Origin of the sequence: Pseudomonas sp. KD5 (assembly GCF_012932895.1) — a bacterium.
Classification (GTDB): Bacteria; Pseudomonadota; Gammaproteobacteria; order Pseudomonadales; family Pseudomonadaceae; genus Aquipseudomonas.
Window position 1 is genome coordinate 350,479 of sequence record NZ_JDWJ01000004.1, and the last position, 12,452, is coordinate 362,930.

A 12,452-nucleotide genomic window follows, 5' to 3' on the forward strand; every position below is an offset into this window, starting at 1 on the left:
ATGAACTCAATATTCCCAGTGTGGGAGCAGGCTAGCCCCCACATGGGACTCGTATTCTCAAGGTGAACCCATGTTTCTCATCGCATTCCTGGGCGGCATTTTGACCGTCCTCAGCCCCTGCATCCTCCCGGTCGTGCCGTTTCTGTTTGCCGGTGTTAAACGCACACGCACCTCGATCCTGCTCACCCTCGGTGGCATGGCCCTGACCTTCGCCCTGATCTCCAGCCTGGCCGTGGTCAGCAGCGATTGGGTGATACAAGCCAACAACACCGGTCGCCATGCGGCGTTGATCGTGATGGTGCTGTTTGCGCTGTCGCTGATCTCCGCGCGCATCGGCGGCTGGCTGGCGCGACCGTTCGTGTTGCTGGGCAATCGCCTCGACCCCAACACTCGCAAAATGTCCGGCCCGCTGGGCTCGGTGATGATTGGCGTCGCCACCGGCCTGCTCTGGGCACCGTGTGCCGGGCCGATCCTCGGGGTGATCCTCACCGGCGCCATGCTGCAAGGCGCCAACGCTCAGACCAGTCTGCTGCTGGTGGCGTATGGCCTGGGCAGCGCGTTGTCACTGGGCACCTTGATCTTCGCCGGTCGCGGTCTGGTCAATCGCTTGAAACCGTCGATTCCGGTTACCGGTTGGCTGCGTCGCGGCGCCGGTGCTGGGGTGTTGGTCGCGGCGGCGGTCATTGCCACCGGAACCGATAACAGATTGCTCGCCGGCACCTCCTCCGAAGGTGTTACCTCGGTGGAACAGCAGGTGCTGGAAACCGTGCCGAAGGTGGTCGATTACCTGGTCAGCAAGGTCAAGGCCGACCCGATGGACGCGGCCAAAGGTGCGATGCCGTCACTCTCTGGCGCGGTCGAATGGCTCAACTCGCCAGCGCTGAGCAACGACTCCCTGCGCGGCAAGGTGGTGCTGGTGGATTTCTGGACCTATGACTGCATCAACTGCCAGCACACCTTGCCCTACGTGAAGGACTGGGCGAAAAAATATGAAAAGGACGGCCTGGTGGTGATCGGCGTGCACACCCCGGAATACGGTTACGAACGCATCCTCGACAACGTTCGCGATCAGGTGAAAAAGCTCGGTATCACCTACCCGGTGGCGATCGACAACAACTACGCGATCTGGCGCGCCTTCGACAACCAATACTGGCCGGCTCACTACCTGATCGATGCCAAGGGGCAGGTGCGTTACAGCCACTTTGGCGAGGGTCGCTACGAGACTCAGGAGCAGATGATCCGGCAGTTGTTGGAAGAGGCCAAGGCGCCTGCCGCGTAACCTTTCCAATCAATGGCTCACAGGTTGCGCACCATGAGCCATTGGTCGTTTTCCCAGGCCTGAAAACGCTCCAGCACTGTCCATCCGCGTCTGGCGTAGTAATCGCTCTGGTCCCGGGTGTGTAAATAGATCTTCGCCACGCCACGTTCCCTGGCCTGCGCGCATATCCCCTCAATCAAACGCTCCGCCAATCCTTTTCCCCTTGCTTGGGGGGTGACGAACACACAAGCCAGCCAAGGACCCAGGTCAGGCCGGTGAGCCAGGTCGGCGGTGGCCAGTGCCGCACCACCCAACAGGCGGTCTTCATCCAGGGCGATCAAACATTGCCACGTGCCGTCGAATTGGCCGTCAGCGAATTCCCGTTGCCACTGAGGCAAGGGCTGGTCGGCGTATTCATAGTGGAATTGTTGGTGAATCCATGAAGCAAAGATGTCGCTGTGGTGCATGTGGTGAGCGAGCCAGTCCAGGCGAGGCATGGGGGAATCCTTTCAAAAAACGGTGGCCCATAAGAGCTGATTCAGGGCACATCGGCAATCCCGGGGGGCGGGTGTTAATCCTGCGTTACAAACGCATGACCATGTATCGGAGATCGGTGTATTTCGTGAGTCTGCCGGACGACCGGGCAGGACGGATACCTATCCGGGAGCTTTAGTTTGTGGACGGGGTCACTTGCGACCCTGCCATCACGATCATGAAAGGGAGAGGGTTATGCCTAAGTTCATTATTGAACGCGAGCTTCCGGGAGCCGGCGCACTGCCACAACAGGAACTCAAAGCGATCTCGCAAAAATCCTGCGATGTGTTGCGCGGATTGGGGCCGCAAGTGCAATGGCAGCAGAGTTACGTCACGGGCGACAAGATTTACTGCGTGTACATCGCGCCGAGCGAGGAGCTCATCAGGGAGCATGCCAAACAAGGTGGCTTTCCGATCAACAGCGTTTCCCGAGTCATGAGCATCATCGACCCCACCACGGCGGAGTGAGCCGGGACCCGTTACAACCCGCAGCGGAGCAGACTTCATGAGTACACCCATTGACCTCACCGCCCTGAAAAACCGTCAGATGACTGCGTGGGCCAGCGGCGACTATGCCGTGATCGGCACCACGTTACAGATCGTTGGCGAACAACTGGCTGAAGCCTGCGACCTGCTCTGCGATGAGCTCGTGCTCGACGTCGCTGCGGGCAACGGTAATGCCACGCTTGCCGCTGCGCGCCGGGGCTGTAAGGTCACGTCCACCGACTATGTGGCCAAGCTGCTTGAGCGCGGCGAAGACCGGGCACGGGCGGAACACCTGAACGTGACCTTTCAGGTGGCCGACGCCGAGGCGCTACCTTTCGAGGATGCCAGTTTCGATGCTGTGCTCTCGACCTTTGGGGTGATGTTTACCCCTGATCAGCCAAAGGCTGCCGCGGAATTGGCGCGGGTGTGCCGCCCGGGAGGCCGGATCGGCCTTGCCAACTGGACGCCTGAAGGTTTCGTTGGCCAGATGTTCAAGGTCCTGGGGCGCCACATGCCGCCACCCGTGGGCGCTCAACCGCCTTCAAACTGGGGCTCTGAAGCGTGGTTGCACTCACAGTTCGATCAGCGCGACTTCGTGCTTCAGGTAACGCGGCGATTGTTCAATTTCCGCTATCGCTCGGCGGCTCATTTCATCGACACCTTCCGCACCTGGTATGGCCCGGTTCACAAGGCCTTTGCGACCCTGCCACCTGAAGGGGCCGCCGCCCTGGAAAACGACCTGACGGAACTGCTCAAGCGCCTGAACCGAGCGGGGGAGCGGTCGTTGGTGGTGCCAAGCGAATACCTGGAGGTGGTGATCACCCGGCGCTGAGTCGAGAACACAAAATCCCCGTGGGCGCGACCTCCTGTGGCGAGGGGGCTTGCCCCCGTTCGGCTGCGAAGCAGTCGCAAAGCTTTTGGGGCCGCTTCGCGACCCAACGGGGGCAAGCCCCCTCGCCACAGGGGTCGCGTCCACAAAGGTATGTGCACAATTTGGTATTCAGCCGTTGCAGTCACTCATCCAGTGACTCGGTGTACACCACCCACACGCTGCATGGCATTTTGTACAGCACATGCTCCACCGTGCTGCCGATCAACCGGCCCATGCCGCGATGGCCGATCCGGCCCATGACGATCACATCCACATCATGGGTCTCGGTGTAGTGGGTCAGTACCTTGGTGGGGTTGCCCATGATCATGTGCCGCTGCTCCGGCGCGATGCCGTTGCGCGCGGCCAGTTCGTTGAAGGCATTCTCCTGGAGGTCGAACAGGGTCTTGACCTGGTCCGAAGAGAAAAGCGCCGAACCGTTATAGAAGTTGAACTCGTCCGCGCTGATGGATGAAAGGTCATAGGCGTAGACCACATCGAGTTCGGCATTGCAGGCGCTCGCCAGTTTTGAGGCTTCGTGAAGGATCCGGTCGTTGAAACTGTTGTATTGATCATCGCGGTGAAACGGGTCGATCGCCGCGACGATCTTGCGCGGCAACGCGCGAGTGGCATGGCTGACGAAATGCAGCGGCACCGGGCATTCACGCAACAAATGCACGTCGAGGGGGGTAAACACCAGCCGCGACAGCCGCGATGGATGATCCAGCGCCTTGATCAGCACGTCCATCGGCTGCTCCTTGAGGTGAATCAGGATCTCCTCCAGCGGATGCTCGACCCAGGCCACCTCGGTGGTGACGTTCACACCGATCTTGCGCAAGGGGTGGGCCTGTTCTTCAAGCCACTGGCGGTGGCGCTCGACATAGCCCAAGCGCATCTGCTCCATGGCCTTTTCGTTGACCAGGCTGGCGGTCGCCAGGCCTTCCAGATAGTCGAAGGCCACGATGTGCAGGGCCGCCCCCTCGGCCTTGGCCAGCATCGCAGCCCGGTCAAAGGCGGGGCTGTGTTCCATCAGCGGTGAGGCGACCAGCATGAAGCGCGGTTGACCAGACATGACAAACCTCCCGTGGGTAAGCGAGCAGACGGTGGTCGTTCAATACATCTCAATCCTTTCATTATTGACCATGATCAACCCCTCGTCCGGTTCTAATGTGGGAGCGGGCTTGCTCGCGAAGGCGTCGGCATATCCAACATCGATGTGCCAGACAGACCACCTTCGCGAGCAAGCCCGCTCCCACAGGGGGATTTTGGTGTTCTTTTTATCTAAACAACCTTTGCGCCCCGAGCCTCCAGTAACTCCCGTAATACGGAGCGATGGCAGTGCGCCTCGTCTTCGCAGTAACACCCCACGGCCAGTGAGGTTTGATGGGAGAGGGCGGCCAACAGGTCCAGTAGCTGACTGGGCGCGGGATGGTTCATCTCGGCCTTGAACTTGCGCTTGAAGTTCTCCCAGGCTTTGGCATCTTCTGCCGCTTTGGCTTCGGCCACCAGTTCGGGGCTGGGGGACAGCAGCGGTTGCCACACATCATAGAAATCACGGCTGGCGAATTCGGCCTTCGGTACGCCACGGGGCGGGCGGCGTACCGTGCCCAGGCGCAGGCCTTCATTCGCGGTGCGGGGTGAGCCGAGTCGCACGATATGGATGGGCATGATTGCAGTGCCTATTTGAGCCGCGAGCCGTCGAACCACTCCAGCGCCGTGCGCCAGATGCAGATCCCCAGGAAGTACGCCGACATCAGCAGCCACAGGCCCATCACCAGTGGATTGATGACCGGATGGTTGAGCACCAGCGACAAGCTGCACAGCAACCAGATGGCCGTCACGGCAATGTTGATCGGCATGAAGCGGCGCACGCGGAACGGGTGCAGGAATTTCATTCGAGTCACGGTCAACAGCGCCAGGCCGATCACGGTGAGCAACGTGATCCACGGCGACGGACCGATGATGTACAGGCACAGCGCAACCACGTTCCACGCAGCGGGGAAGCCCTGGAAGTAGTTGTCCTTGCTCTTCATGTTGACGTTGCAGAAGCAGAACAGCGACGACACCAGAATCAGCGACACGGTCAGCAGCAGGGTGTAGTCCGGCAACGGGATGTAACGGTAGATGAACAGCGCCGGGATAAACACATACGTCAGGTAGTCGATCACCAGATCGAGGATCGAGCCGTCGAAACTAGGCAGCACCGATTGCACATTGACCTTGCGTGCCAGCGCGCCGTCCAGCCCGTCGACGATCAGCGCCACGCCCAGCCACAGCAGGCAATGGGTGGGCTGGTTCTCCAGCAGGGCGAGGGTCGCGAGGAAAGCAGTGACCACGCCGGTGGCGGTAAAACCATGGGCGCCCCATGCTTTGAGCCTGGCGATGTGTACGGTGGATATCACGGGGGCGTTCTCCAGAAAATGAAGCAAGCCAGTTATCACCCTGCTATTGAGGGTGTCGGCAAACCGGATCGGGTTGCAGGTATCGACCGGATTTTCGGGGATAAGGTTCACCACCTTTGAATCTTAGACGCCGCGCAAAAAAATACCCCGGAAATATCCGGGGTACGTCATGAGCGTTGTCTGCCTGTGTTGTCAGCTTAATGAGGAAAGAACACACGCAGCCGATGGCTATCCGGGTCAAGGGCGACGAAGGTGCGACCGAAATCGAGTTCGGTCGGTGTTTGCAGCATGGTCAGCCCCAGGGCGCTCCACTTGGCAAACAGTGCATCGACCTGCTCGGCGGACTCTACCGGGAACGCCAGCTCGGTTCCGCCGCCCGTTACAGTCGTTGCAGGTTCGGCGGTATGCCGCGACCAGAGCCCCAGTTTATAGCCGTCGTCCAGGACAAACAGGGCGAAGGTCGGCGACTCTTCCACGGGCTTGCGCTCCAGCAGAAACTCATAAAACCGTGCACTGACGGCGGGATTGTCCACGAAAAGCAAAATGAAACGGGGAGTGATCATGGGGTTGCTCCATTAGAAGGTGGACGCAGCATAAAAGGAGGCGCTGTCAGTTTCTGTCAGGAGTGTGAAGGGGCACCTTTTGACGTCAGCCAGACGGAGTTGGCGGAATGTCCGGCGAGGACTATCGTTGCCTGACTTGGTTTCTGCCCATCAATGAGGACGTCGTCATGAACACCAGCGATTTGCTTGAGCAATTACTGCGGGCCGGCCAGGGCTCGTTGTCGCAACAAGGTGGTGGTGCGGCGTCGACTCAAGGCGGCTTGGGCGATTTGGGTGGCTTGCTCGGTGGCCTGTTGGGTGGCAGCGCGGGTGGAGGTGCTGGCGGCGGAGGTCTGGGAGGTTTGCTCGGTGGTCTGTTGGGCGGCGGTTCCCCTTCGGGCGGTTCAAGCCAAACGCGCTCGGGCGGCACCAACTATGCGGCGCTGGCCTCTTTGGGGATGATGGCGTTCCAGGCCTATCAGGCATGGCAACGCAGCCAGGCCTCGGCACCCCAACAGGCGCCGCGTACCGTTGATCTGTTGTCCGGTCCGGAAATCGAAGACCACAGCCATGCCATCCTTCGCGCCTTGATCGCCGCCGCCAAGGCCGACGGCCGTATCGACGACGCCGAGAAACAAATGATCAGCACTGAAATCGGCCGCCATACCGACGACCCGCAACTGCAACAATGGCTCGATGACGAAGTCGCCCGGCCGCTGGATGCCGCCGATGTGGCGCAGTCCGCCCAGGACCCGGGCATGGCCGCCGAGATGTACCTGGCCAGCGTGATGCTGGTGGACGATCAGCAGGATGCCGAGCGCAATTATCTGGACGAACTGGCCGCTGCGCTGAAGATCGATCCAGAGCTGCAACTGCACCTGGAGCAACAGGCCAAGGGCGGTGCGGCTTAAAAGGTCGAAAACGTGCCGTGCCGGCAACGACGCGACGAACGACGGGGCGGCCCCTCCTGCATGAAATACGTATTTCTGCAGGAGCTGCCGCAGGGCTGCGATCTTTTCGCGGCCATAACGCCTAATCGGTAACCTTCAAGCCCAATGCTGCAAAACACTCTTCGATCGATCGCCGCTGCGTCTCGGCATACAAGCCCAACTCATCAATCGTCGACCGTCCCAGCGCCTTTTCGAACGCCTGTTGGTTCGAGTGCACACCATAGTGGGTTTGCGCCGCGTCCCCCAGGTTCGACTGAAAAATCCCCGCCGCACTGACCGGCAGGAAATCTTCGTACACCAGCGGTTCAACCCGCACATACCCGTCGCGGAGCAAATCCTCCAGAGACGCGTCTTTCAGCCCATCCGCCGCCAGGCCTTTTTCGGTCATGAAGTAGCGAAAGTACGCCAGTTCCTGTTGGCGCATTTCTTCTACGGTGTCAGGGAATTCGCCAAAGTGCTGCGTCATTAGCGCGTTGTAGCGTGCGGCATTGGCTTCGTTGGGGAACTCCTTGAGCTCATCCCGGGCAGCGTTGAGCAAACGGTCGTAAAGTGCCCGGCCCTTGGGCGTGAGCGCTGCGCCGCGTTGTTCGATTTCACCGAAGCGGGCGCTGTGGCTGCCGCGCATCTCGGCTTGATCGGTAAAAGCAATCGGCTCGTCCAACGCCTTGAAGCTGGTTTGACGCAGCAGAATCGGGCATTGGCGGCGGGGTGGGCCTTCGATCACCGCTTTGGGGGTAATGCCATGGGCGGGCATTTGTGCCTGGACGATGTCGATGTCCAGGGTGCGCGGCGTCAGGTGGTTAATGTGCGGGCCTTTGAACGCCACCACGTCGGCGATCAGTCGATGCTGGGCGCTGAGTTGTTGGTACTGCTCGGCGGTGACGGTGGCGCTGTGGTGCCAGCGGAAGGTTTCCAAGGCTTGTGCGACGAAGTCCTGCGCCTCGTATTCGGTCAGCCCTCCCTGGGTTTCGGCGCGCTCGATGAGCGTCAGCGCAGCCGGGGTGAAGATTGAACGCTGGTCCAGCACTGATTGGGCAAAGGCCCGCAGTTCGGTGTCTTCGATCAGTTCCAGGCGCAGTAGCGAGGTGAACACCCGGAACGGGCTGACTTGCAACGCCGCCTCATGCACGGCACGGAACGCGGTGGAATGCACCGGCACGCCGGCCGGGGTCAGGTCGTAATAGCCCACCGGTTGCATGCCCATCACCGCGAACAGGCGGGCGAGGGTTGCCAGTTCAGTGGCGGTGCCGACGCGGATTGCACCGTGGCGCTCCAGGTCCAGCCGCTGGATTTCGCCGGTGCTGTGCAGCTGGCGGGCGATTTGCGGGTCGCTGTCCAGCACGTGGCGGTTGGTCTGTTCCACCAGTTCCATCAGCGCGCCGTACAGCGGCACTTCTTCGCGGTACATGTCGGACATCGCTTTGGAGAAGCGTTGGCGGATCAGGTCAGGGCTGACGAAATTCGGGTGGCTCATGAAAAAAATTCCTGGCGCAGTGACGTAACGGATGCCGGAAAAGATCGCAGCCTTCGGCGGCGCCGACAAACGAAGTTTCTGACGAACTTCATTCTGCCAAGGACTGTTCTTGCAACGCGGAAGTGTTCGGTTAACGCAGCACTTGGTCCACCAATTCGATCCAGTGCCTGACTGGGGTGCGCCCGGCGCTGTTGAGGTGGCTCTGGCAGCCGATGTTGGCGGTGGCGATGATTTCGGGGTGGCCGCTTTCCAGCGCATTGAGTTTGTTGTCGCGCAGTTGCCGGGCCAACTCCGGTTGGGTGATCGAATAGGTGCCCGCCGAGCCGCAGCACAAATGACTGTCGGGCACAGCTGTGAGATTGAAGCCCAACCGCGTCAGCACGGCCTCGACCGCGCCGCCGAGTTTCTGTGCGTGCTGCAAGGTGCAGGGGCAGTGAAAGGCGATCCGTCGGTCGGTGGCGGCGCAGACCCGTTCCAACGGTTCATCGGCCAGCACTTGCACCAGGTCCAGCGCCAGTTCGCTGACTCGCCGTGCCTTGGCCGCATAAACCGGGTCGCGCTCCAGCAGATGCCCGTAATCCTTGATGAATGCGCCGCAGCCGCTGGCGGTTTGCACGATGGCTTCGGCGCCGCTTTCCAGGTGCGGCCACCAGGCGTCGATGTTGCGTCGGGCGCGGTCCAGGCCCACGGCTTGGGCGTCGAGGTGATAGTCCAGCGCGCCGCAACAACCGGCTTCCGGCACCGCAATCACGCTGATCCCCAGCCGATCCAGCACCCGCGCCGTCGCGGCGTTGGTGTTCGGTGACAGACCGGGTTGTACGCAGCCTTCGAGCATCAACACCTGGCGCGCATGCCGAGGGACGGGGCGTTTGCCCGGAGCAGGGAGGTCGTGGGGTAACTTCGCCTCAACCCCCCGTGGCAGCAACGGCCGGAAAGTGGCGCCGATCTGCAGCAGGGTCTTGAACAGGATCGGGTTTGGCGCCAATGCCCGCAGGCCCTGACGCAATAGCCGTTGACTGGCCGGGCGTGGCACCGCTTGATCGATCACGGCGCGGCCAATGTCCAGCAGGTTGTGATAATCCACCCCGGACGGGCAGGTGGTTTCGCAGTTGCGGCAGGTCAGGCAGCGATCCAGGTGCAATTGGGCCTGTGCCGTGGCGGGGGCGCCTTCGAGCACTTGCTTGATCAGGTAGATACGCCCGCGCGGCCCGTCCAGTTCGTCGCCGAGCAGTTGATAGGTCGGACAGGTGGCGTTGCAAAACCCGCAGTGCACGCAGGTGCGCAGAATCTTGTCCGCTTCTTCGGCGCGGGGCAGTTTCCGGGACTGCTCGCTAAGGTTGGTTTGCATCTAGAACTCCGCGTACATCCGGCCAGGGTTGAACAGCCCTTGCGGGTCGAGTTGCGCCTTGAGTTGCCGGTGATAGCGCAGCAGCGCCGGGGCCAGGGGCTGGAAAGGCGTTTCTGTGACGCCATGACTGAAGCAGGTGGCATGGCCGCCGTGCTGCTGAGCCAGTGATTGAATGTTATCGGCTGCGGTCTTCAGCCAGCGTTGCGCACCGCCCCAGTCGATCAATTGCTCGCCGGGCAAGTCCAGCGGCCCGAGGTTGTTGGGCAGTGACAAGCGCCACAGCGGCAGACCCTCATTAAAAAAGTCTAGTCGTTGTTCGTTCAGGTCGGACCAATAGGCCGAGTCCAACGGTTCGCCGCCGAGCCGTTGATGGGCCGCCGCGACCGAGCCTTCGCCACCTTCCAGGCGCAGGTACAAACGCTGGCCATCGTGGCTGGCAGCGCTGATGGGCAGCGGTTGCTGGCCCCATTGCGCCAGATTGGCCAAGGCGCGGGCGCAGTCGATGTCCAGGCTGATGCTCAAGCATTGCCGGGGTTTGGGCAGCACCTTGAGCGAGACTTCGGTCAGCACTCCGAGGCAGCCATAACTGCCGACCATCAGGCGCGACAGGTCATAGCCGGCGACGTTTTTCATCACTTCGCCGCCAAAGCGCAGGTGAGTGCCCAAGCCGCTGATCACCCGCGTACCGAGGACAAAGTCGCGCACCGAACCGGCCCATGGGCGCCGCGGCCCGGACAGCCCCGCGGCGATCATTCCGCCGACCGTGGCGCCTTCGCCAAACGACGGCGGTTCGCAGGGCAGCATTTGCCCTGCGGCGTCCAGTGCAGCAAACAGTTCGCTCAGCGGTGTGCCGGCGCGAACGCTGATCACCAGTTCCGTCGGGTCATAGCTGACGATGCCGCAGTGGGCGCGGGTATCGAGCACTTCCCCGGCCACTTCACGGCCGAGAAACGCCTTGGTGTTCCCTCCCTGAATGCGCAGCGGCGTGGCGTTCTCTCGCGCTTGCCTGACCTGCTCGAGCAGGGCTGCACTGGCATCGAAGTCCGCCATCAGAAACGCTCCAGCTCAGGAAACGGCAGTTTTCCTGCGTGGATGTGCATCGCGCCGAATTCCGCGCAGCGGTGCAGGGTCGGGATGTTCTTACCGGGGTTGAGCAGCCCCTGCGGGTCAAACGCGGCTTTCACCGCGTGAAACAAGGTCAACTCGTCACTGTTGAACTGCGCGCACATCTGATTGATTTTCTCCCGGCCCACGCCGTGCTCGCCGGTGATGCTGCCGCCGACTTTCACGCACAGTTCGAGGATCTTGCCGCCGAGGGCTTCGGCCCGTTCCAGTTCGCCGGGCTGGTTGGCGTCGAACAGGATCAGCGGGTGCATGTTGCCGTCACCGGCGTGGAACACGTTGGCCACCCGCAAGCCGTATTCTTGCGCCAGGTTGGCGATGCCCTTGAGTACGCCGGGCAGTTCGCGACGGGGGATGGTGCCGTCCATGCAGTAGTAATCCGGCGATAGACGGCCGATGGCCGGGAAGGCGTTTTTGCGTCCGGCCCAGAACCGCACGCGCTCGGCCTCGTCCCGCGCCTGGCGCACCTCGCTGGCGCCGGCCTGTTGCAGCACCTCGCGGACTCGTTCGCAATCGTCCTGGACATCGGCTTCGACGCCGTCCAGTTCGCACAGCAGGATCGCTTCGGCATCCACTGGGTAACCGGCGTGGATGAAGTCTTCAGCGGCGCGGATCGCCAGGTTGTCCATCATTTCCAGGCCGCCGGGAATGATCCCGGCGGCGATGATTTCGGCCACCGCGCGGCCGGCCTTTTCCACGGAATCGAAACTGGCCAGCAGGACTTTGGCGACCTGGGGTTTGGGCAGCAGTTTGACCGTGACTTCGGTGATGATCCCCAGCAAGCCTTCGGAGCCGGTGAACAGCGCCAGCAGGTCAAACCCCGGCGCGTCCAGCGAGTCGGCGCCGAGGGTCAGGTGTTCGCCTTCAAGGGTCAGGATTTCGAGTTTCAGCAGGTTGTGCACGGTCAGGCCGTACTTGAGGCAATGCACGCCACCGGCGTTTTCCGCGACGTTGCCGCCGATTGAACAAGCGATTTGCGAGGACGGGTCCGGTGCGTAATACAAACCGAAGGGCGCCGCTGCCTGGGAAATCGCCAGGTTGCGCACCCCTGGCTGGACCCGTGCGGTGCGGGCGGCGGGGTCGATGTGCAAGATGTTGTTGAATCGCACCATCACCAGCAACACGCCTTTGTCCAACGGCAGCGCACCGCCGGACAACCCGGTGCCGGCCCCGCGCGCCACCACCGGCACGTTCCGGGCATGACAGAGCTTGAGCAGTGCCTGCACCTGTTCAAGATGCCGGGGCAGGGCCACCAGCATCGGCGTGGTGCGATAGGCCGAGAGACCGTCGCATTCGTAGGGCTTGAGTTCTTCCTCGCGCCAGATAATGTCCAGGTCCGGCACCTCCTGTTGCAAGGCCTTGAGCAGCACCGCCTTGTCGACGTTGGGCAGGGCGCCGTCGATGCGTTCGTCGTAAAGAATGTTCATCAATCGCGCCTCGTATGAATCGCCGAGCATCCTCCCGAATT

General features: G+C 61.7%; 13 protein-coding genes. 4 read left to right on the forward strand and 9 right to left on the reverse strand.

Annotated elements, in window-relative coordinates; genetic code table 11:
* The first annotated feature begins 70 nt into the window (after positions 1-70).
* Positions 71-1,279, forward strand: a complete 1,209-nt coding sequence (locus AF70_RS11365; protein ID WP_028941040.1) for a cytochrome c biogenesis protein DipZ — start codon at positions 71-73, stop codon at positions 1,277-1,279.
* 17 nt (positions 1,280-1,296) lie between these two features.
* On the opposite strand, the gene AF70_RS11370 is transcribed toward AF70_RS11365, so the two are convergent.
* The gene (locus tag AF70_RS11370) at positions 1,297-1,755 is read right to left on the reverse strand and encodes a GNAT family N-acetyltransferase (RefSeq protein ID WP_019649302.1); all 459 of its coding nucleotides are present in this window, start codon (positions 1,753-1,755) and stop codon (positions 1,297-1,299) included.
* A gap of 232 nt (positions 1,756-1,987) precedes the next feature.
* Between AF70_RS11370 and AF70_RS11375 the strand changes: the two genes are divergently transcribed.
* Positions 1,988-2,260 (forward strand): DUF4242 domain-containing protein, encoded by a 273-nt coding sequence (locus tag AF70_RS11375; protein WP_019582706.1) that lies wholly within the window; start codon positions 1,988-1,990, stop codon positions 2,258-2,260.
* A gap of 37 nt (positions 2,261-2,297) precedes the next feature.
* Entirely contained in the window at positions 2,298-3,110 is an 813-nt protein-coding gene (locus tag AF70_RS11380; RefSeq protein ID WP_028941039.1) for a class I SAM-dependent methyltransferase, read from the forward strand.
* A gap of 181 nt (positions 3,111-3,291) precedes the next feature.
* On the opposite strand, the gene AF70_RS11385 is transcribed toward AF70_RS11380, so the two are convergent.
* From AF70_RS11385 to AF70_RS11400, 4 genes are all read right to left on the reverse strand, one after another.
* The gene (locus AF70_RS11385; protein ID WP_019582704.1) at positions 3,292-4,218 is read right to left on the reverse strand and encodes a universal stress protein; all 927 of its coding nucleotides are present in this window, start codon (positions 4,216-4,218) and stop codon (positions 3,292-3,294) included.
* Positions 4,219-4,427: 209 nt separating this feature from the next.
* Positions 4,428-4,814, reverse strand: coding sequence for a DUF488 domain-containing protein (locus AF70_RS11390; protein ID WP_019582703.1), 387 nt, complete (start codon positions 4,812-4,814; stop codon positions 4,428-4,430).
* 11 nt (positions 4,815-4,825) lie between these two features.
* Positions 4,826-5,548 (reverse strand): phosphatidylcholine synthase, encoded by a 723-nt coding sequence (gene pcsA / locus AF70_RS11395; protein WP_018928045.1) that lies wholly within the window; start codon positions 5,546-5,548, stop codon positions 4,826-4,828.
* A 197-nt stretch (positions 5,549-5,745) separates the two neighbouring features.
* The gene (locus AF70_RS11400; protein WP_018928044.1) at positions 5,746-6,111 is read right to left on the reverse strand and encodes a VOC family protein; all 366 of its coding nucleotides are present in this window, start codon (positions 6,109-6,111) and stop codon (positions 5,746-5,748) included.
* A gap of 107 nt (positions 6,112-6,218) precedes the next feature.
* On the opposite strand from AF70_RS11400, the gene AF70_RS11405 reads away from it, so the two are divergent.
* Complete coding sequence (locus tag AF70_RS11405) at positions 6,219-7,001, forward strand: tellurite resistance TerB family protein (RefSeq protein WP_019582702.1); 783 nt, start codon at positions 6,219-6,221, stop codon at positions 6,999-7,001.
* Positions 7,002-7,122: 121 nt separating this feature from the next.
* On the opposite strand, the gene AF70_RS11410 is transcribed toward AF70_RS11405, so the two are convergent.
* The 4 genes from AF70_RS11410 to glcD all read right to left on the reverse strand — a co-directional run bounded on the left by AF70_RS11410 (position 7,123) and on the right by glcD (position 12,411).
* Positions 7,123-8,514 carry a VOC family protein gene (locus tag AF70_RS11410; RefSeq protein WP_019582701.1) on the reverse strand — a complete coding sequence of 464 codons (1,392 nt, stop codon included), beginning with the start codon at positions 8,512-8,514 and terminating at the stop codon, positions 7,123-7,125.
* Between the two features lie 130 nt (positions 8,515-8,644).
* Complete coding sequence (glcF, locus tag AF70_RS11415) at positions 8,645-9,862, reverse strand: glycolate oxidase subunit GlcF (RefSeq protein ID WP_028941038.1); 1,218 nt, start codon at positions 9,860-9,862, stop codon at positions 8,645-8,647.
* Positions 9,863-10,912 carry a glycolate oxidase subunit GlcE gene (gene glcE, locus AF70_RS11420; protein WP_028941037.1) on the reverse strand — a complete coding sequence of 350 codons (1,050 nt, stop codon included), beginning with the start codon at positions 10,910-10,912 and terminating at the stop codon, positions 9,863-9,865. It abuts the gene before it with no gap.
* The gene (gene glcD, locus AF70_RS11425) at positions 10,912-12,411 is read right to left on the reverse strand and encodes a glycolate oxidase subunit GlcD (RefSeq protein WP_028941036.1); all 1,500 of its coding nucleotides are present in this window, start codon (positions 12,409-12,411) and stop codon (positions 10,912-10,914) included. The genes glcE and glcD overlap by 1 nt, the downstream gene beginning before the upstream one ends.
* Positions 12,412-12,452: the final 41 nt, after the last annotated feature.